The sequence below is a fragment of the Bradyrhizobium sp. Crot121 genome, assembly GCF_059512385.1.
In genome coordinates, this window is record NZ_JCAMOR010000013.1 from 41,220 (window position 1) to 61,088 (window position 19,869).

15 protein-coding genes and 1 pseudogene are annotated in these 19,869 nt (G+C 64.7%); 9 read left to right on the top strand and 7 right to left on the bottom strand.

What is annotated here, in order from left to right; translation table 11 throughout:
* Positions 1–41: 41 nt before the first annotated feature.
* Positions 42–1,376 (bottom strand): dihydroorotase, encoded by a 1,335-nt coding sequence (locus AC5ZGW_RS14475; RefSeq protein WP_130225583.1) that lies wholly within the window; start codon positions 1,374–1,376, stop codon positions 42–44.
* A gap of 129 nt (positions 1,377–1,505) precedes the next feature.
* Between AC5ZGW_RS14475 and ygfZ the strand changes: the two genes are divergently transcribed.
* The 9 genes and pseudogenes from ygfZ (at position 1,506) to AC5ZGW_RS14520 (ending at position 11,462) form a co-directional block, all read left to right on the top strand.
* Positions 1,506–2,387, top strand: a complete 882-nt coding sequence (gene ygfZ / locus AC5ZGW_RS14480) for a CAF17-like 4Fe-4S cluster assembly/insertion protein YgfZ (RefSeq protein ID WP_130225584.1) — start codon at positions 1,506–1,508, stop codon at positions 2,385–2,387.
* Positions 2,384–3,010, top strand: coding sequence for a DNA-3-methyladenine glycosylase I (locus AC5ZGW_RS14485; RefSeq protein WP_130225585.1), 627 nt, complete (start codon positions 2,384–2,386; stop codon positions 3,008–3,010). Before ygfZ ends, AC5ZGW_RS14485 begins: the two co-directional genes overlap by 4 nt.
* Entirely contained in the window at positions 3,007–3,621 is a 615-nt protein-coding gene (locus AC5ZGW_RS14490) for a YfbR-like 5'-deoxynucleotidase (RefSeq protein ID WP_130225586.1), read from the top strand. Before AC5ZGW_RS14485 ends, AC5ZGW_RS14490 begins: the two co-directional genes overlap by 4 nt.
* Positions 3,622–3,858: 237 nt before the next feature.
* The gene (locus AC5ZGW_RS14495; protein ID WP_130225618.1) at positions 3,859–4,365 is read left to right on the top strand and encodes a tyrosine phosphatase family protein; all 507 of its coding nucleotides are present in this window, start codon (positions 3,859–3,861) and stop codon (positions 4,363–4,365) included.
* Positions 4,366–4,483: 118 nt separating this feature from the next.
* Positions 4,484–7,173 (top strand): annotated as a pseudogene (locus AC5ZGW_RS14500) (DUF2339 domain-containing protein).
* Between the two features lie 37 nt (positions 7,174–7,210).
* Entirely contained in the window at positions 7,211–7,786 is a 576-nt protein-coding gene (locus AC5ZGW_RS14505; RefSeq protein ID WP_028166918.1) for a TetR/AcrR family transcriptional regulator, read from the top strand.
* Between the two features lie 52 nt (positions 7,787–7,838).
* On the top strand, positions 7,839–8,813 hold the full coding sequence (locus AC5ZGW_RS14510) for a zinc-dependent alcohol dehydrogenase family protein (RefSeq protein ID WP_130225587.1): 975 nt from the start codon (positions 7,839–7,841) through the stop codon (positions 8,811–8,813).
* 231 nt (positions 8,814–9,044) lie between these two features.
* A complete protein-coding gene (locus tag AC5ZGW_RS14515) occupies positions 9,045–9,578 on the top strand; it encodes a FecR domain-containing protein (RefSeq protein WP_456645801.1) in 534 nt (177 codons plus the stop codon).
* Positions 9,579–9,584: 6 nt separating this feature from the next.
* A complete protein-coding gene (locus AC5ZGW_RS14520) occupies positions 9,585–11,462 on the top strand; it encodes a CHASE2 domain-containing protein (RefSeq protein ID WP_245474682.1) in 1,878 nt (625 codons plus the stop codon).
* A 245-nt stretch (positions 11,463–11,707) separates the two neighbouring features.
* Here AC5ZGW_RS14520 and AC5ZGW_RS14525 read toward each other — a convergent pair whose 3' ends face one another.
* From AC5ZGW_RS14525 to AC5ZGW_RS14550, 6 genes are all read right to left on the bottom strand, one after another.
* Positions 11,708–11,941, bottom strand: a complete 234-nt coding sequence (locus AC5ZGW_RS14525) for a DUF6894 family protein (protein WP_028166914.1) — start codon at positions 11,939–11,941, stop codon at positions 11,708–11,710.
* A gap of 156 nt (positions 11,942–12,097) precedes the next feature.
* On the bottom strand, positions 12,098–12,676 hold the full coding sequence (locus tag AC5ZGW_RS14530; protein ID WP_028166913.1) for a hypothetical protein: 579 nt from the start codon (positions 12,674–12,676) through the stop codon (positions 12,098–12,100).
* 104 nt (positions 12,677–12,780) lie between these two features.
* A complete protein-coding gene (gene acuI / locus AC5ZGW_RS14535) occupies positions 12,781–13,767 on the bottom strand; it encodes an acrylyl-CoA reductase (NADPH) (RefSeq protein WP_130225589.1) in 987 nt (328 codons plus the stop codon).
* 157 nt (positions 13,768–13,924) lie between these two features.
* A complete protein-coding gene (locus AC5ZGW_RS14540; protein WP_130225590.1) occupies positions 13,925–15,175 on the bottom strand; it encodes an MFS transporter in 1,251 nt (416 codons plus the stop codon).
* A 266-nt stretch (positions 15,176–15,441) separates the two neighbouring features.
* Positions 15,442–16,839, bottom strand: coding sequence for a cell wall hydrolase (locus AC5ZGW_RS14545; RefSeq protein WP_130225591.1), 1,398 nt, complete (start codon positions 16,837–16,839; stop codon positions 15,442–15,444).
* Positions 16,840–17,184: 345 nt separating this feature from the next.
* Entirely contained in the window at positions 17,185–19,746 is a 2,562-nt protein-coding gene (locus tag AC5ZGW_RS14550) for an ATP-binding protein (protein WP_130225592.1), read from the bottom strand.
* Positions 19,747–19,869 lie beyond the last annotated feature (123 nt).

Sequence of the window (19,869 nt, forward strand, 5' to 3'; positions counted from 1 at the left end):
GCGGCAATGGATTGCTTCGCTTCGCTCGCAATGACGGAGAACTACACCCTCAACGTCTCCAAAAACCGCACTGGCTCGCCCAGCGACGGCGTCACAACCTCGCCCTGCCACATCACCCGCTTGCCACGGATGAACGTGCCGACCGGCCAGCCGGTGACGCGCATCCCGTCATAGGGCGTCCAGCCCGCGCGCGAGGCGATCCACTGGTTGGTGATGGTCTCGCTGCGCTTGAGATCGACGACGGTGAAATCGGCGTCATAGCCGGCCGCGATGCGGCCCTTGCAGGCGATGTTGAACAGCCGCGCCGGTCCCGCGCTGGTGAGGTCGACGAAACGCGCCAGCGACAGCCGGCCGGCGTTGATGTGATCGAGCATCAGGGGCACCAGCGTCTGCACGCCGGTCATGCCGGAGGGCGAGGCCGGATAGGTCTTCGCCTTCTCTTCCAGCGTATGCGGGGCGTGGTCGGAGCCGAGCACGTCGATGATGCCCTGCTCGATGCCGTACCAGATCCGCTCGCGATGGTCGGCCGAACGCACCGGCGGATTCATCTGCGCGTGGGTGCCGAGCCGCTCGTAGCATTCCGGCGCGGCCATGGTGAGGTGATGCGGCGTCGCCTCGCAGGAGGCGACGTCCTTGTGGTCGCGCAGGAAATCGATCTCCTGCTTGGTCGAGATGTGCAGCACGTGGATGCGCTTGCCGGTCTCATGCGCGAGCTTGACCAGCCGCTGCGTTGCCATCAACGCCGCGACCTCGTCGCGCCAGAGCGGATGCGAACGCGGATCGCCCTCGATCCTGAGCGATTTGCGATCGTTGAGGCGATATTCGTCCTCGGCATGGAACGCAGCGCGGCGGCGGATCACCTTGAAGATGCGGCGCAGGCTCTCATCGTCCTCGACCAGCAGCGTGCCGGTGGAGGAGCCGATGAACACCTTGACGCCGGCGCAGCCCGGCGCACGTTCGAGTTCCGGCAAATCCTGCACATTCTCCCGGGTGCCGCCGATGAAGAAGGCGAAATCGCAGTGCATGCGGTGATGGGCGCGCTTCACCTTGTCGGTGAAGGCCGCTTCCGTCACCGTCAGCGGGTCGGTGTTCGGCATCTCGAACACGGCGGTGACGCCGCCCAGCACAGCGCTGCGCGATCCGGTCTCGAGATCTTCCTTGTGGGTCGGCCCGGGCTCGCGGAAATGCACCTGGGTGTCCATCACCCCGGGCAGGACGTGCAGGCCCTTGCAGTCGATCACCTCGTCGGCGGAATCGCAGTTGAGGCCGCCGATCTCGGCAATACGGCCATTCCTGATGCCGATGTCACGGATGCCCTCGCCATCCTGATTGACCACGGTGCCGGATTTTAGAATGGTGTCAAAACGCTGATTCATCGTTCCTCGCGCCCGTGTTCAAGCTGCCTGCCGGGCCTTGTTCGGCACAGTTTAGCGCCTTAACTTCGGTAGGAATATCCGCTAGCTCCGTTTCCCAAAGGAACCTTGGAAAAGGGCCGAACAAGCCGCATGAAAGCAGCATTTCTACCCGATCGGGGCGTGGTCAAGGTGACGGGCGAGGACGCCCGCAACTTCCTCAACGGCCTCGTCACATCAGACCTGACCGACCTTGCGCCGGGTATGGGCCGGTTCGGCGCGCTGCTGACCCCGCAGGGCAAGATCATCGTTGATTTCCTGATCACGGAGGCGCCCGCTGGCCATGGCGGCGGCTTCCTGATCGATGTGCCGCGCGCGCTCGCGCCAGCGCTGACCGACAAGCTGCGCTTCTACAAGCTGCGCGCAAAGGTCGCGGTCGAGAATCTTTCCGACGGGCTCGGCGTACTGGCCGCCTGGGACGGTGAGCCGGCGATGAAGCCCGACCTCTGCTTCGCCGATCCGCGCAGCGGCGCGCTGGGTTTTCGCATCCTGGTGCCCGAAGATTTGAAGGCCAAGGTCGCAGGTCTCATCGGCGCCGACCTCGTCGACAGCGCCGCCTATGAGGCGCATCGCATTGTGAGCGGCATCCCGCGCGGCGGGCTCGACTTCAGCTATGGCGACGCGTTCCCGCACGAGACCAACATGGACCGGCTGAGCGGCGTCGATTTCGACAAGGGCTGCTATGTCGGCCAGGAAGTCGTGTCGCGGATGCAGCATCGCGGCACCGCGCGCACGCGCACCGTCAAGATCATCCTGGACGATCTGGCGCCCGAACCGGGCGCCACCATCGTCGCCGGCGACAAGCAGGTCGGCACCATGGGCTCGGCCGCGGGACAGAACGGCCTGGCGCTGATCCGCACCGACCGCGTCGCTGATGCGCTCGATGCCGGACTTTCGCTTTCCGCCGGCGGCCTTGGTCTGAAGCTTGCCGAGCCTGATGTTGTGCGCGCCGCACCGAAAAAGACCGTCGCATGAGCCGCACTGCGCAACTGCATCCCGACGGCAAGATTCGCTGTCCGTGGCCGGGCGAAGACCCGTTTTACGTCGCCTACCACGACGAGGAATGGGGTGTGCCGGAATATGACGACCGCGCGCTTTACGAAAAGCTGATTCTCGACGGCTTCCAGGCCGGCCTCTCCTGGATCACGATCCTGCGCAAGCGCGAGAATTTCCGTAAAGCCTTCGACGATTTCCAGCCCGAGAAGATCGCGCGCTACAACGACAAGAAGGTTCATGCGCTGATGAACGATGCCGGCATCGTGCGCAACCGCGCCAAGATCGAGGGCACGATCGCAAGCGCGAAGTCCTATCTGAAGATCATGGAGGAAGGGCCGGGCTTCTCGAAATTCCTATGGGATTTCGTCGACGGCCGTCCTAAGGTCAACGAGTTCAAGACCACGGCGAGCGTGCCGGCCTCGACACCGCTGTCGATCAAGGTCTCGAAAGAACTGGCCTCGCGCGGCTTCAAGTTCGTTGGCCCGACCATCGTCTACGCCTTCATGCAGGCGACCGGCATCGTCAACGATCATCTCGTGACCTGCTTCTGCCACGAGGCTTGCGGCGGCAAGCATCGCAGCCCGCGCTTCAAAGTGAAATGACCGGAAGATCACCGGCGCCGAAGCAGGACGCGCGGGCCTGGCAGCGCATGCTGTCCGGGCGGCGGCTCGATCTGCTCGACCCTTCGCCGCTCGACATCGAGATCGCCGACATCGCCCACGGGCTCGCCCGCGTCGCACGCTGGAACGGACAGACCAGCGGCGCGCATATCTTCTCGGTCGCGCAGCATACGCTCCTGGTCGAGGCGGTGATGCGCCAGCAGATGCCGCGCGTCGATGTCAGCGTGCGGCGCGCGGCGCTGCTGCATGATGCGCCGGAATATGTCATCGGCGACATGATCTCGCCGTTCAAGGCGGTGCTCGGCGGCGACTACAAGACGGTGGAAAAGCGCCTGCTCTCCGCGATCCACATCCGCTTCGGCCTGCCGCCGGCGCTGGCCGAGGAGATCACCCAGCAGATCAAGGCCGCCGATCGCGGCGCCGCCTATCTCGAAGCAACCCGCCTTGCCGGATTTTCCGAAGCCGAAGCCAAGCGCCTGTTCGGCCGCGATCCCGCACTGCCCGCGGCAACCGAGCGCGACTATCTCACGCCCTGGACCGCAGCAAAAGCCGAGAAACGGTTCCTCGAACGCTTCCAGGCGGTGGCGGCGTGATCTTCTTCCCTTCTCCCCTTGTGGGAGAAGGTGGCGCGAAGCGCCGGATGAGGGGTTGCCTCCACGGGCGATCGTGCGCGTGGAGAGAACCCCTCACCCAAGCGAGTTCGTGGCCATGCCGGAGCTGCCCTCTCCCACAAGGGGCGAGGGCGCAATAACTGGCATCGCGAAGGGTGGCTTTGCCCACCCTAGGGCAGCGGCTATAATCGAGCCCAGTCACGCTGCCGAAGGACCATGATGCTTCACGTCTGCTCGCTTGCCCTGCTTCCCGAAACCGTAAGACTGACCGGCGCCAGCCACGTCCTCACCGTGATGGCCAATATCGCGCAGGTGCAGCGGCCGGCCTCCGTGCTCGAAATCAACCATCTGCGCGTGCAGGTCGACGACATCACCGAAGTGATGGACGGCTTCATCGCACCGTCGGAACGGCACATCGAGCAGGTCCTGAACTTCGTGCGGGGCTGGGATCGTAGCGCGCCGATGGTCGTACACTGCTACGCCGGCATCAGCCGCTCGACCGCGAGCGCGTTCGCTGCCGCCTGCGCGCTCAATCCGCATCGCGACGAGGCCGAGATCGCGCGCCAGATCCGCGCCGCCTCCCCGATCGCCTCGCCCAACCGGCTGATGGTGAGCCTCGCCGACAAGGCGCTCGGGCGGGAGGGGCGGATGGTCCGCGCACTCGACGAGATCGGACCCGGCGCGATGAGCGTCGAAAACCAGCCGTTCCGGGTCGACCTCGAGTGAGTCGCGCGGAAATGCCGCTTTGATGATTGAACTTTTTGCGGGGCAACCTCCACTCAATGGATTGCGACGACCGCGGACGTGATTGGTTACGCCCCTCGCGCGCCGGCCCGGAGGCCTGATGCTGGAGTTCATTGTTTTTGTCATTGCGATCGTCGCATTTGCTTTTGCGCTGAAATCAATGAACGAAGTGGCCGCCTTGCGCGTGCGGCTGGAGGCCCTCGAAGGTGCGAATGCCGCGGCAATACGGCCGGCATCGCCGCCGCTCGTCCCCGAGCACGGGCCTGAGCCGACGCGTGCGACCTCGCCGCCGGCTGCGGCCACGCCTCCGCCATTGCCGCCCGAGGCCATCCAGGCCGCACCTGCCAAGGCCGCGCAAGCTGCAGAACCGGACGCGCCAACCGGCGCGCCGCCTGCGCCACCGCCTCCGCCACCGACACAACCCGGCTTCGAAGAGACCATCGGCACCCGATGGGTGGTGTGGCTCGGCGGCCTGACGCTGGCGCTCGGCGGTTTCTTCATGGTGCGCTATTCGATCGAAGCCGGCCTGCTCGGGCCCGGCGTGCGCACCATGCTCGGCGGCCTGTTCGCGCTGGCGCTGCTCGGCGCCGGCGAATGGACGCGACGCAAGGAAAGCATCTCCACCATCGCGCCGCTGCTATCAGCCAATATCCCGGCGATCCTCACCGCCGCCGGAACGGCTGTGGCATTCGCGACCGTCTACGCAGCTTACGCGCTCTACGACTTCCTCGCGCCGGCCACCGCCTTCGTGCTGCTCGGACTGGTCGCGCTCGGCACGCTGCGGCGCTGCTGCACGGGCCGGCGCTGGCCGGGCTCGGTGTCGTCGGCGCTTTTGCCACGCCGATCCTCGTGTCATCCGAAAAGCCGGATTTCTGGGCGCTCTACATCTATCTGGCGATCGTCACCGCGGCATCGTTCGGCCTCGCCCGCATCCGGCTGTGGCGCTGGCTTGCCGTTACCACGGTGGTGTTCGCGCTGCTCTGGACCTTCCCCTGCCTGCAATGCGGGCCATCGATGATCGGGCCGCACGCCTTCCATGTCGTCGCGGGATTCATCCTCGCCGCGCTCTTGGTCGTCTGCGGCTTCATGTTCGGACCGGAGGCGGAGGGCGAACAGGTCGAGCCGATCTCGTCGAGCTCGCTGATCGCCTATCTGTTCGGCGCGCTGCTGATCGTGCTGAACAGCTTTCACGCCGACCCCGCGATGATCACCTTCGGCCTCCTGGTCGCCGGCAGCCTGCTCGTTGCCTGGCGGACGCCGGCGGCCAGTGCCGCGATCGGCGCCGCCGCGCTGTTTGTGTTCGTCGTGTTCGCCGAATGGGCGGTGCGCGGCAATCCGGACATGCTGGTGCTGCCCGGCGGCCCCCTGCCCGGCATCGGGCCGAACGCCACCGACGGCTCGGTCTCGCTGCACCTGACCACGGCGGCGATCTTCGCCGGCATGTTCGGCGTGAGCGGTTTCCTCGCGCAGCGCCGCTTTGCAACGACTGCAATCACCGTGCAGTGGGCGGCGGCCGCCACCTTCACACCGCTGGCGCTGTTGATCGCGCTCTACGCCCGGATCGCGCAGCTCGACCGCTCGATTCCGTTCGCAATTCTCGCCGTACTGCTCGCCGCGGCCTTCGCCGCCGCCACCGAATTCCTGACCAGGCGCGAGGACCGGCCCGGACACTCCGCCTCGATCGCGCTGTTTGCGACCGGCACGCTCGCCGCACTCGCGCTCGCGCTCACATTCGCGCTGGAAAAGGGTTGGCTCACGATCGCGCTGGCGCTGATGTCGCTCGGCACCGCCTGGATTTCCCTGCAGCGGCCGATCGCCTTCCTGCGCACGCTTGCTGCGATCCTCGCCGGCATCGTGGTGCTGCGCATCGGCTATGAACCGCGTATCGTCGGCGACGCCGTCGGCAGCACGCCGATCTTCAACTGGCTGCTGTGGGGCTACGGCATTCCCGCCGGCTCGTTCTGGGCAGCCAGCATCTTCCTGCGCCGCCATGGCGACGACGCGCCGCTCCGCGCCATGGAATCGGCCGCGATCCTGTTCACGGTCCTGCTCGCCTTCATGGAGATCCGTCACGCCATCAACGACGGCGACGTCTACCGCAACAGCGCCGGCCTCACCGAGGTCGCGCTGCAGGTCTGCACGGCGCTGGCGATGGCGATCGGGCTCGAGCGTCTGCGCATCCGCACGGTCAGCATCGTGCACAATATCGGTGCGGTGCTGCTGACCGTGTTCGCCGGTCTTGCCGCGGTCTTCGGTCTGATGCTGCTGGAGACGCCGATCCTGTGGCCGATCGATGTCGGCGGCAGCTTCGTCAACCTGCTCCTGCTCGGCTATGCCCTGCCCGCGGTGCTGGCGCTGCTGTTGTCCTATGCGGTTGCGGGACGGCGCCCGGCCGCCTACGGCAACACGCTCGCGGCCGGCGCGCTGATCCTCGCGCTCACCTATGTCAGCTTCGAAATCCGCCGGCTCTACCACGGCCCCGTGCTGTCGCACGGCCCGACCACGGGCGCCGAGCAATACACCTATTCGATTGCCTGGCTGGCGTTCGGCGTCGTGCTGCTCGGGATCGGCATCGTCGTTGGCTCGCAGCGTGCGCGGATGGCCTCTGCCGCCGTCATCGCGCTGACCATCGTCAAGGCGTTCGTAGTCGACATGTCGCAGCTCACGGGCGTCTACCGCGCGCTATCCTTCATGTGCCTCGGCGTGGTGCTGGTCGCGATCGGCTGGCTCTACCAGCGCATCCTGTTCCGGCGACAAACGGCACCACCCCCGGTCGCTGGCGTGGGATGAGCTTGGCGAAGCTCGTGCCAACGCGTAGATAGGCGGCATGGCAAGACCGCGCAGTTTCGATCCCGATGAAGTGCTGGACGTTGCGCGCGACGTGTTCTGGCAGAAGGGTTTTCAGGGCACGTCGCTCGACGACATCACTGCAGCGACGGGCCTCGCCAAGCCGAGCCTCTATGCCGCCTTCGGCGACAAGAACGCGCTGTTCCTGACCGTGCTCGATCGCTACCACACGCGTATCGTTGCGCATGCCGAAAAGGTGATCAACGAGGGATCATCTGCACGCGAGGCGATCGAGCGCTGGCTCGCAGCCTTTATTCCACGCTGTTCGGGCGCCAAGGGCAGCCGCGGCTGCCTGTCGATCAACGCGTCGGCCGACGGCATTGCCGAACAGAAGGACGTGCGCACCAGGATCGAAGCTTTCAACCGGAAACTCGAGCATTTGCTGCGAGACAGGCTTCGCGCCGATCGCGCGCAGTTTGGCGCCGGTTTCGATCCCGATGCCGCAGCGCACACGATCATGGCGGTCTATATCGGGTTGATGGTTCTGGCCAAGGACAAGCCGAGCGCGGCCAGCGTTCGCGCCACACTCGATCAGATCATGCGCCTCCTTGTTTGACTTTGGCCGCTCATTATGTACTCATAAGTACATAACAGCGGAGACCATTGCCATGAAGGCGATCCAGATCGAAGCATTCGGCAATCCCGCCGATGTTATGAGGCTCGTCGACGTCCCCGATGTCGGCGCTCCCGGCGACGGCGAAGTCGTGATCGCGCTGGAGGCTTCGCCCATCAACATGAGCGACCTCCTGATGATCTCGGGCCGCTACGGCTACCGCCCGAAGCTGCCGAGCATCGTCGGAACGGAGGGTGTCGGCCGCGTCGTGGCGGTCGGTCGTGGCGTCAAGCATCTCAAGCAGGGCGACCGCACTCTCATCCCCTATCCCTCGCCGGCCTGGGCAGAGCGCATCAAGGCTGACGCCAGCAGGCTGCGGGCGCTTCCCGACGGCGATCCGCTGCAACTGGCGATGCTCGGCATCAATCCCGCAACGGCTTACCTGCTGCTCACCGAGTTCGCCACATTGGCTCCCGGCGCGTGGGTGATCCAGAACGCAGCCAATTCCGGCGTCGGCCGCGCGGTGACCGGGATCGCGAAATCGCTTGGATTGAAGACGGTCAATATCGTCAGACGCGAGGAAGTCGTGGCTGATCTCAAGGCGAGCGGCAGCGACGTCGTGCTGGTCGACGGACCCGACCTCAACAAGCGCGTCGCCGCCGAGACCGCCGGTGCGCCGATCGCGCTCGCCATCGATGGCGTCGCCGATACCGCGACGATGAATCTGATTACGTGCCTGGCGCCGAAGGGCGTGCTGGTGTTCTACAGCGCAATCAGCGGCAAGCCCTTCGTCGGTCCGGCACAGCCCTTCATCTTCCGCGACATCGCGATGCGCGGCTTCTGGCTCGCCAACTGGTTCAACAGCGCCACCGCCGCGCACGTCAGCGCGATGTACGAACACCTGGCGCCGCTGGTGGCCTCGGGCGCGATCAGCGCGCCGGTCGAAGGTACCTACCGTTTTTCGCAAATCCCCGAAGCCGTGTCGGCGGCGCAGAGGAATCGCGGCAAGGCGCTGTTCACGCCGGACTGACCGAGGGCAGACGGGATAAATCGGCAGGTTCTTTATCACGCCCGCGCGCCTGCCTCGGGGCGTGCCTGACATCACGCCCCTGTGACGCGACTTTGTGCATGACTTTGTGCATGACGAGTTGTCGCGTCGGCTCGCGCCATTGCACTGCACCCGGGCAGACATTTTCTAGACATAGTGTGCGCTTCAAAGAGCTATATTGCAGCGATTGACCATTTTAACGAGGGGAGCGTTTTGCACCGAGACATTGCGGGAGCGCTCGCGCGGCTGGCGAGCTTGGCGATCATCTGCGCAACACTTGCGATCCAGCCTGCGGCAGCGCAGACGATGGCCGCGACTTGTCCATCGCAGGCGGGCGCGCGAGGAACGCAGATCCTGGTCTGCCACGACGGCCTCATCATCGTCGCCGAGGACGGCGCGAGGTTTACGCTGCAAGGCCACGATGGCAGCGCCATGGCAGTCGATCTGCAGAGCAAGGCACTGCTGCTCGACGATGCCAAAATGCGCGGCAAGAATCGCTTTCGCGTCAACACGCCACAAGCGATTGCCGCCGTGCGCGGGACCAAATGGGCGGTCGATGTGCAGGAGGCGAGGACATCAGTGCTCGTGCTGCAGGGCCGGGTCGCGGTGCGCCGGCCACGGGGCGGAAACCAGGTGGTGCTTGGTCCGGGCGAAGGCGTCGACGTCGATCCGGGAAACGAGCCGCTGACGGTCAAGCGCTGGGGGCAGCCGCGCGTCGATGCGCTGCTCGCGCGCCTCGGGCAATGATCCTTGGTGAGCGGCCGGATCCCTCAAACATCGATCGCGCTTCTGCTCTCACTCGTCTGGGCGGCCGCGCTGGGAATAGGCTACTGGAACGGTGACGTTCAATTCCTCGATCGCGCCGAAGGCGCGCTGACCGACCTGCGCCTATCGGCACGCGGTGAGCGCGCGGCGCCCGATCTCGTCACGATCGTTGCCATCGACGATGAGACAGTCGCCAAGCGAGGCGGCTATCCGCTGCCGCGCGCCGACCTCGCCGCGATCATCGAGAAGGTTGGGAGCTACGCACCGCGCGCGATCGCAGTCGATCTCTTGCTCCTTGACCAGGGCAAGGACGGCGGCGATGCGGCGCTGGCGCAAGCGCTCGCAAAGCGCCCTTCCGCCATTGCCGCTGCCGCCGTGTTTCCCGATGCGATCCAGATGCTGGAGGCGGATGACAAGAGCCCGCTCGCGCGGCTGCCGCGGGCGGAGAGATTCCTGCGCCCACTGCCAGCGTTCGCGGAACATGCTGTTGTCGGCGTCGTCAACCTGACCACCGACAAATCGGGCACGCCGCGCGGCATTCCCTTGCTGGTCCGCACCAGCGACAAAGTCGAGCTGGCGTTTCCGCTGCGCGTCGTAGCGCTGGCCGCAGGCCACGATCCGGTGATCGAGCCGGACAGCGTTCGCCTCGCGGGTCAGAGCATTCCGACTGACATCGATCATGTGCTGCCGCTCGCCTATTACGGCCCTCGCGGCACGGTACCGACGGTGAGTGCCGCATCGGTGCTCGACGGCGAGGTCGCGCAACCGGCTATCCGCGACCGCGTCGTCGTCATTGGTGCGACTGTGACGGGCGGCGGCGACGTGTTTCCGACGCCGTTCGATCCCGTGATGCCTGGTGTCGAGATCGTCGCGACCGCGATCGATCACCTGATGACCGGCGGCGGCATCCTGCGCAATCGGTCGATACGCCTGGCCGACGCAATCCTGGCGGCGGCGCTCACGCTTGCGATCGTTGGCTTGCTGGCGTGGCGGCGCAGCGCAGCCGGCCTGCTCTCGATCGCGGCGCTCGTGGCGATCTGGGCTGTCATGAACTACGTCGCATTTTCGCACGGCATCTGGCTCAGCGCGGCATTGCCGATTGCCGCCGCCGCGCCGCCGGCAATCCTGTTCGGGTCGATCCAGCTTTGGCTCAATCGGCGGCAGGCGCACTATTTCGCGGTCAAGAGCGACCTGCTGCAGCAATTCCAGGCACCGGCGCTCAACAGATGGCTGACCGCCAATCCGGCGTTCCTGCTGGAGCCGCGGCACCAGGATGCGGCGGTGATCTTCATCGACCTCTCGGGCTTCACGGCATTGAGCGAGACGCTCGATATCGACGCGGGGCTTGCGCTGCTGAAAGATTTTCACACCCTCGTCGACGAGGAGGTCGAGTTGCACAGCGGGATCATCACGAGCTTCCTCGGCGACGGCGCCATGATCCTGTTCGGCCTGCCGGAAGCAACCGAAGACGATGCGCGCAAGGCCGCGCACTGCGCAGTCACGCTCTGCAACCGCGTCGCGCAATGGATCAATTCGTTGCCGGGAACGATGGCGCCGCGGATCGGCTTCAAGGTGGGCGCGCATTACGGGCCGATCGTCGCCTCGCGGCTCGGCGGCAGCTATCAGCACATCACCGCGACCGGCGATACCGTGAACGTGGCGAGCCGTCTGATGGAGGTTGCGGCCAAGGAAGGCACGCCACTCGCGCTCAGCGACGACCTCTTGCAACGGACCGGCCCCGCCTCCGCCTTGTTCGAGAGCGGCACGCTCACCGGCCCACGCGAGACGCTCATCCGCGGACGCACCCGCCCGCTCTCAGTCTGGCTATGGCGCAACGATTCGCGCGGCCAAGCTAAAGTGCGATGAGATCAGATCGGAAGTACCTTACCTCTCCCCATCGGGGAGAGGTCGGATCGCATGCAGCGCAGCGGAATGCGATCCGGGTGAGGGGGAAGAGCTCCGTCGAGAGACTATAACCCCTCACCCGGCGCTGCGCCGTAGCCGAAGCTACGCTTCGGCGTGTCTTAGTAACGGCCGCCGAAGGCTGCCTATGCCTCTCCCTATGGGAGAGGTGAACACCGCGGCCGCACCGAATCAAACAAAAGTCAGTTCTAACCAATCGACTCCGCGATCAGGCGGATTCTGAACACGGGCTTCTTGCTCTCGTCGATCAGCTCCATCTGCCACTCGGCGTCCTGCTTGAGGCTGCGTGCGATGCTGCCGAGAAGATTGCCGCTGACCTTGGTCATCTCGGCCCATGCGGCCTCACGGCTTTCGAATTCCGACCCCTGATCGGACGCGCCCGCGAAGCGACCATGGCTGATCCTGAAGAAATATTGCGGCATGTGGAACTCGGTTGTTGCGCCCACCCCCGGCCGTCCTGGTGGAGATTAGGAGATTAGACGCTACCAAGCCATGAATTCGCGAGCCCGTATCATTACGGGTCTTCGCCGCCACGTTGTCGCCTCGATCAAACCAAGTCGGCGGGACGGTGATTCCAGCTAATCGGTCGAACGGCGCAATTCCGCCGCGCCTTCCGGTTGCGCCGATTCTGGCTTCACCGGCTCGAGCCTGGTGCGCTCGACAGGCGGCGTCTCGACGCGCGCGGACACTTCGGCGCGGGAGGCGTCGGCCGAGCGGGTCGCACGCAGCGAGCGCGGGCGCGCCACCGCGCGCGCCAGCAGCATCTGCTTGCCGCCCTGGTGATGGAAGTCGCAATAGGCAAAGCCCATGCCCGACACCGAGCCGCGGAACGAGCGATCGTCGCGCTTGTCGAGGTTGAAGCAGGGCTCGAACGGAAGGCCTTTCAGCGAGGCACAGACGGCCTGACCGCGAACCTGCAGCGTGTTGCCCGGCAACCTGACATGGCGAATCGGGCCGGAGCCGGAGAACTGGATCGAGCCGGCGGCGCCCATGTCGTCGAGGATACGCCCCGCGCCGCGGGTGCCGTCAAAGCAGGTGAAGGCGAATACCTTGCCGGCGACAAATCGCCTGGCCTCTTCGGCGCTCATCGATCCCGCCAACGCAGGCGCGGCCATCGCGCCGGCCACGACCGTCCCCAATACCAGACGCGCAAGCATGAGCCACTCCACTTACCCAGCGCGGGCACACCGCCTTTACCCGCTGCTTACCATACCAACCAAGGCAACATTGGAGCAGCTTGGTTGGTAAATTCTGAACGCCGTCAGACTATTTTTACCACGATCCGGCCGCGGACCTCGCCCGCGAGGATTTTCGGGCCATAGGAGATCGCTTCGTCCAGGCCGATTTCGTGAGTTATATCAGCGAGTTTTGCCTTGTCCAAATCGCTGGCGAGGCGGCTCCAGGCGCGCTTGCGCCGTTCGATCGGGCACATCACCGAATCGATGCCGATAAGGCACACTCCCCGCAAAATGAACGGAGCGACCGAGGAAGGTAGGTCCATGCCTGCCGCAAGCCCGCACGCGGCGACAGCGCCGCCGTACTTGGTCATCGAGAGCATGTTGGCGAGCGTGGTTGAACCGACGCTGTCGACGCCGCCGGCCCAGCGCTCTTTCGCCAGCGGCTTGACCGGGACGGTCAATCCGCTGCGGTCGATCACCTCGGCGGCGCCGAGGCCCTTGAGGTAGGCCGCCTCCGCTTGCCGCCCGGTGGAGGCGATCACGTGATAGCCGAGCTTGGACAGCACGGCTGTCGCGACCGAGCCGACCCCGCCGGCGGCCCCCGTCACCACGATCGGGCCGCTCTTGGGTGTCACCCCGTGGTCCTCCAGCGCCAGAACCGAGAGCATTGCGGTATAGCCTGCGGTGCCGATCGCCATGGCGTCGCGCGCCGAGATCCCGTCAGGCAGCCGCACCAGCCAGTCGCCCTTGACGCGCGCCTTTTCGGCATAGGCGCCGAGATGGGTCTCGCCCATGCCCCAGCCGTTGCAGACGACCTTGTCGCCGGCCTTCCAGTCGGGATGCGAGGACTGCTCGACAGTGCCGGCGAGATCGATGCCGGCGATCATCGGGAAGCGCCGCACCACCGGCGCCTTGCCGGTCAGCGCCAGGCCGTCCTTGTAGTTCAGCGTCGACCATTCGACGCGGACGGTGACGTCGCCATCCATCAATTCCGCGTCGTCGAATTGCGTGAGCGCGGCGGTCGTTCCCTTGTCCGCCTTGTCGATCCTGATCGCCTTGAACGTCGCCATGATGGACCCTCCCGTACTTGCGTTGATCATGTCTCCCGTCATGGCCGGGCTTGACCCGGCCATCCACGCGCTTGGCTCTCGCTCGACCTTAAAGACGTGGATGCCCGGGACAAGCCCGGGCACGACGACGAATTTTTGCGGGATTCTGTTTATCGCATCAGGCCGGCTGCGCAACCGGGCGCGATACTGGGGCCTCCACGATCGGCAGGTTGATCAGCGCCGACAGCACACCGAACAGGATCGAGAGCCACCAGATCGGCGTGTAGGAACCATACTGCTCGAACACGATGCCGCCGAGCCAGACGCCCAGGAACCCGCCGACCTGATGGCTGACGAAGGCGAAGCCATAGAGCGTGGCGAACCAGCGCGTGCCGAACATCAGCGCTACCAGCGCCGAGGTCGGCGGCACCGTCGACAGCCAAGTCAGGCCAGAGACCGCGCCGAAGGCGACCGCGGAAAAGGTCGTGATCGGGAACGAGATGAAGGCAATCGTCGCCAGCGCCCGGGTGAAGTAGATCACTGAGAGGATGTAGCGCTTGGGAAAAAAGTTCTGCAGCCAGCCGACGCCGAGCGAGCCCATGATGTTGAACAGGCCGATCGCCGCGATCACCCAGCCGCCGGTCGAGGTCGGAATGCCGCGGTCGACGAGATAGGCCGGCAGGTGCACGGTGATGAAGGCGAGTTGGAAACCGCAGGTGAAGAAGCCGAGCACCAGCAGCACATAGGAGCGATGGCCGAATGCTTCCGCCAGCGCCGTCTTGAACGACTGCTGGTCTGCGGCCGGCGCGTTGGTCGTCTCCGCTGGCGGCGTTGCGATCGCAAGCGACAGCGGCAGGATCAAAAGCATCAGCGCGGCGAACACAGTCAGCGCAGTCTGCCAGCCGAAATTGTCGATCATCGCCACGCCGAAGGGCGCGAACAGGAACTGACCGAACGAGCCCGCCGCGGTGCCGGCGCCGAGCGCGAGGCCGCGCTTTTCCGGCGGCAGCAATTTGCTGAACGCCGACAGCACCAGGTTGAACGAGGAGCCGGACAGGCCGAAGCCGATCAGGACGCCGGCGCCGATGTCGAGCGACAGCGACGTTGTCGAATAACGCATCATGTAGAGGCCGGCGGCATAGAGCAGCGCGCCCACGATCATCACGCGCATGATGCCGAAGCGATCCGCGATCGCGCCTGCGATCGGCTGGCCCAGTCCCCAGAGCAGGTTCTGCAGCGCCAGCGCGAGGCCGAAGACGTCGCGGCCCCAGGAGAATTCACGGCTCATCGGCTGCACGAAAAACCCGAGCGCCGAGCGCGGCCCAAAGCTGAGCAGCGCGATGGCGCAGCCGCAGATGATGATGATCAGCGGCGTGCGCCAACTATCGGCGCCGGAGGAAGGCCGAAGGTCGCCGGTGGTCACAGCCATCAATTCCCCCTGCATGCTGCGTTACTGGCGGCCCGACCCGCCGGACGAAAGGTTACGGGGAGTTAATGCATCTGCATGAAAAGCCCAAGGGGGCCGGAGAAAAAAATTTCAACGCAGGGCAGCCCTGCAAAATGATGCGAACTCTCTCCCCCGTCATTGCGAGCGAAGCGAAGCAATCCATAGTGCCGCGCGGGAGGCATGGATTGCTTCGCTCCGCTCGCAATGACGACTTCGTCGTCTCGGCGCAGGACCTATCGCTCGGGAAGCTAGCGTTTCGCGCTGGCCTGCTCGGCGGAGCTTCGCGCGGCCTCGGCGAGTTCTGCCGAGATCTCCGCGGTCTCGGCCGGGTTTCCCCAGCTCGGCGCGTCGCTGCCATCGCCCCAGGCGCGCGGGCGATAGAAGGTGTGGACGCCGAACTTGTACGTCTTCTTCATCTCGCTGACCCAGGACGGGCGCACCCAATAGGCGTGATAGTGCGTCGACTTGTCGACCTCGGGCAGCCAGAGCCGGCCATCGAGCATCGCCTTGGCGATCTTTTTCGCGCGATCCCACATGTCAGGTTCGCGGATCACGTCGCGGACGTTGTCGCAGGCGAAGGTGAACTGGCAGGCGAAGTGGCGATACTTGTTCTGGTAGACCACGCCACAGACCGTAGTCGGATATTTGCCGGAGAAGGCGCGGTTCAACACCACCTGCGCCACCGCGATCTGGCCACGCACCGCCTCGCCTCTCGCTTCGAAATAGACGGCTTCGGCGAGACACTTTTCGGATTTGGCGCGCGATTTCTCGTCGAACAGGCCGAGCCGCTCGGCCGGCGTCTTGGCGTGCTGGTCATCGGCATTGACCTCGCCCTTCGGCGCGATGCTCTCGCCCATGTCGCCGGCGCGCACCGGGCCGTCGGCATCGACCGGAAGCGAGGCCATCGCCTTCATGTCCGGATCCAGCGCCGCATCGGGCACGACGATCGTCGGCTCCTCACCCGGCTGCCAGCGCTCCATTGTCTCGGGTGCTCCGAGCGACGAGCCGAAGAACAGGCTCGAAGTCTGGAGCGAGAACGCATCGCGCGCCGGAGGCGCCGTCTCGGGAGCGGCCGTCGCTGCCGACGGCTGCGACGGCGCATATTGCGGCAATGGCGGCGCGTTCAGCGCGTCCTGCAATTCCGGATCGAGCTCGGCGGGCGCGCGCGCAGCGGTCTTCATGCCCCGGACGGAGAAGTTCGAGGTCGATGGATCTTCGCTCGCCGGCACCGACTCGCTGGGCGCAGCTTCAGCCGGGGGCGCGACGGCGAGGCGATCGCCCTTCAGCGTGCGATCAACCTTGGGGAAATCGGAGGCGACATAGCGCGGCGGCTGCGCGACGATCGGATTGCGGGTGATGGAACCGGTGAGATCGCCGCCCTGGCTGTCGAGCCGCGCCAGCCGGTAGGTCGCAACTTGCGGCGAGGACGTTCCGATCGGTCGGCCGAAACTGTAGGCGGCGACCTGGATCGTGCCCATGGCGGAGAACATGCGCGTCTGCCAGCGCTCGGCGACCCCGGGCTGACGGGCAAGCAGTGACGCGATGTCCTGATATCCGATCTCGGTCGGCATCAATGCGAAGATGCTAAGACCGAGTCCGAAGAGCGCGAACCGTGCGCCCTTCGGATGGTTACGCAACACTAACATCGATACGCTCACGCAACGCTTACAACGACCGAACGCAGTGCTTCCGTGCAATTCGACCAAATTTGTTGGTATCGAATTTAGGTTGCCGCCAAGTTAATCGACGTGGCTTGTCCGCTACACACAAGAGATCGCAGAGATTTTGCGCGACGCACGCATGCATTGGTAAATGCCTTGCGGACGAAAGTGGTAAATATACGGTCAACGAACATGGTGAAGAATTTCTTGCGACCGCGAACGCGAGGTTAGAGCGTTTTCGAGCGAAGTGGGCACCGGTTCGCGTAAAGAAAACGCGTCAAAACTAGAATCTAGAGCTTCGGTTCTGATTCCATCAGAACCGAAAGTGCTCTAGTCTTCGTGCAGGAGTGTCTGCAGGCGCCGGGCAAGGTCCGCGACATGGAAGGGTTTCTCGATGATCGGAAACTCGTCCACGGCGTGATGCCGTTCCAATGCATCGCCGGCATAACCGGAGGTGAGCAGGATCTTGATGTCCTTGCACAGCCGCTTCGCTTCGCGCGCCAGCTCGATGCCATTCATGCCGCTCGGCATCACGATGTCGCTGAACAGGAGCGCGAAGTGCCCGTCGCTCCTCAACGTGTTCAGGGCCTCAAGCCCGTTGCGGGCGCAGACAACTTCGTAGCCGAACGAGTTCAACATCGCCGCGGTGACCTCGAGCAGATCCTCATTGTCGTCGACGACGAGGATCCGCTCCGAACCTCCTGGTATGGCTCGCGGCTTCCGTTCCTGCACCGGCGCCTCCGGCGCCTTGTCGGCCTTGGGCAGGTACAGCGCGACCGTAGTCCCTGCTCCCGGCGTGCTTTCGACAGTGACGTGCCCGCCGGACTGTCGAACGAAGCCGTAGACCATGCTGAGGCCGAGCCCGGTCCCCTTGCCGACTTCCTTGGTCGTGAAGAAAGGCTCGAAGATCCTTTCGCGCACTTCGGGCGGCATCCCGCAGCCGGAATCCGTGACCGCCAGCCTGACATACTGTCCGGCCCGACACTCGTCCACGGCCCCCTGCTCCAGTTCGACATTCCGCGTCTCGATCTCGAGCACGCCGCCGTCCGGCATCGCGTCGCGCCCATTCAGTGCAAGATTGAGGAGAGCGGTTTCCAGCGATGAAGGATCGACATGGCACAGCCACAATTGCTCGTCGGTCCGCAGCCTGACCTCGCATCCTCCTCCGACCGCTTGCTGGATCAGCCCCTGGAATTCGGCGATGAGCTGATTCGCGTTGACCAGTTTTGGATTCAGTATCTGGCGCCGCGAGAAGGCCAGAAGCTGCGACGTCAGCTTCTCGCCTCGCTGGGTGGCGCGACGCGCCGCCGCGGCATACTGCCGGACCTTGCCGATGTCGGCGGCATCCTCGATGAGGTCGAGGCTGTTCGCGACCACCGTGAGCAGATTGTTGAAGTCGTGCGCGATACCGCCGGTGAGCTGACCGACCGACTCCATCTTCTGGCTCTGGTGGAATTGCTCCTCGATCAGCCGGCGCGCCTCCACCGCATGCTTGTGATCGGTGATGTCGCGGAGAAAGATCGCAAGACCCTGGCTGGAGGGAAACGCATTGACTGCGTACCAGACCTGTCGACGCGTGCAGAACACTTCGAGGAATGCCGGTCGCTGCGTCGACGTCACCTCCAGGATCTGGTTGGTGATATCGAGGTCGTCGGCGTCCGGAAATGCTTCCGACAACGTCAGACCCCTGACATCCTGTCCTTCCGCAAGGTCTGTCCAGGCGGGTCCGTTGAGATAGGTGAGGCGCCAGTCCTGATCGATGATCAGCACGCTGTCGGTGGTGCTCTCGAAGATCATCGTGATCCGGGCCGCGGCTTCCTCCGCTTTCTTCCTCGCGTCGGACAATTCCTGCTCGCGGTGTTCCAGCGCATCGGCCATGGTGTTGAATGCATCGGCGACCCGCGCGATTTCGGAAGTGCCATGGATATCGACCCGCCGGGTAAAATCGCCGAGCCGCCATCGGTTGGCAGCGTCGACCAATTGCCCAAGCGGGCGACGGATGAACCGACGGGCGCCCAAGGATGTCAGGATCAGCACCAGCGCGGTACTCAGGATGATCAGGAAGACGCCGCGCTGCGTGCCGTGCTGGATTGCGGTGAATGCCCGGTCCTTGTCCAGGCCGAAGCTGATGAGAAGGCCTCCGGAACTATCCGGCAGGGCTGCATAGCCGACGATCCGCTCCACGCCGTCCAGCTCAGTGATGTCGGCCGCACCCGATTTCTCAAGGTGCGGTTCATGCCCTTCGCTCAGGGTCCGCCCGACAAAGTGCGCGTTGTCGGGATAGCGGGCAAGATACCTCCCATTGCGGTCCATGATTCCGAGCGCAGCTCCCGCCGGAGCGCCCTTTCGCGCAATGTAGTCGGCGAGCCAATCCAGGCTGAGGGTTGCGATGATGGCACCCCCCATCTGCCCGTCCTGTTCGTAGAAGGGCAACGCAAACTGGATGGCCTTTCGACCCGATGACAGGCCCAGCGAGAACTCGCCGACGGAGAATGCGCCGGTTTTCCGCAAGTTTGCGAAATAGGCCCTGCCCGAGACATCGACCGGCTTGCGATTATTGTCGGGAGTGCAGAACGTGACGCCGTTCAAATCGGTGACGACAAGGGTGAGAAAAGCCGGGAATCGCTGCTTGATAGCGCCCATATAGGCATTGCAGGACTCGCTGTCCTTCGCCCTGATCGACGGAAGCTCCGACAGCGTGATCAGGACCTGATGAATTCCCTGAACGATCTGCCGTTGCTCCGCGGCGGCAAGTTCAGCCAGATTGAGCGCCTGGTTCTGCACCTCGATTTGGCGCGCGCGACGCAGGTCGAATTCATTATACGCTTGGATCGCTATTGCCGGCAGCAGAGCGACAGCCACCAGCACAAGCAGCCGGGATAGAAGGGTCACTTCCCATCAGGCCCCAATCCTGACGCTCGCCCGCCATCGCGCCGTCGCTGCGCTGATCTCAATTGAATACGCACAAACAATCTGAAGCATCCCATACCAACCTCACTCTACTGGCACAGGATT

Bases quoted from the DNA above. Each gene is read 5' to 3' on its own strand.
- AC5ZGW_RS14510 (WP_130225587.1), top strand. From the start codon at position 7,839: ATGAAGGCGATCCAGATCGAAGCATTCGGCAATCCCGCCGATGTTATG.
- AC5ZGW_RS14475 (WP_130225583.1), bottom strand. From the start codon at position 1,376: ATGAATCAGCGTTTTGACACCATTCTAAAATCCGGCACCGTGGTCAAT.
- AC5ZGW_RS14530 (WP_028166913.1), bottom strand. From the start codon at position 12,676: ATGCTTGCGCGTCTGGTATTGGGGACGGTCGTGGCCGGCGCGATGGCC.
- acuI (WP_130225589.1), bottom strand. From the start codon at position 13,767: ATGGCGACGTTCAAGGCGATCAGGATCGACAAGGCGGACAAGGGAACG.
- AC5ZGW_RS14490 (WP_130225586.1), top strand. From the start codon at position 3,007: ATGACCGGAAGATCACCGGCGCCGAAGCAGGACGCGCGGGCCTGGCAG.
- ygfZ (WP_130225584.1), top strand. From the start codon at position 1,506: ATGAAAGCAGCATTTCTACCCGATCGGGGCGTGGTCAAGGTGACGGGC.
- AC5ZGW_RS14485 (WP_130225585.1), top strand. From the start codon at position 2,384: ATGAGCCGCACTGCGCAACTGCATCCCGACGGCAAGATTCGCTGTCCG.
- AC5ZGW_RS14525 (WP_028166914.1), bottom strand. From the start codon at position 11,941: ATGCCGCAATATTTCTTCAGGATCAGCCATGGTCGCTTCGCGGGCGCG.
- AC5ZGW_RS14540 (WP_130225590.1), bottom strand. From the start codon at position 15,175: ATGGCTGTGACCACCGGCGACCTTCGGCCTTCCTCCGGCGCCGATAGT.
- AC5ZGW_RS14505 (WP_028166918.1), top strand. From the start codon at position 7,211: ATGGCAAGACCGCGCAGTTTCGATCCCGATGAAGTGCTGGACGTTGCG.
- AC5ZGW_RS14495 (WP_130225618.1), top strand. From the start codon at position 3,859: ATGCTTCACGTCTGCTCGCTTGCCCTGCTTCCCGAAACCGTAAGACTG.
- AC5ZGW_RS14545 (WP_130225591.1), bottom strand. From the start codon at position 16,839: ATGTTAGTGTTGCGTAACCATCCGAAGGGCGCACGGTTCGCGCTCTTC.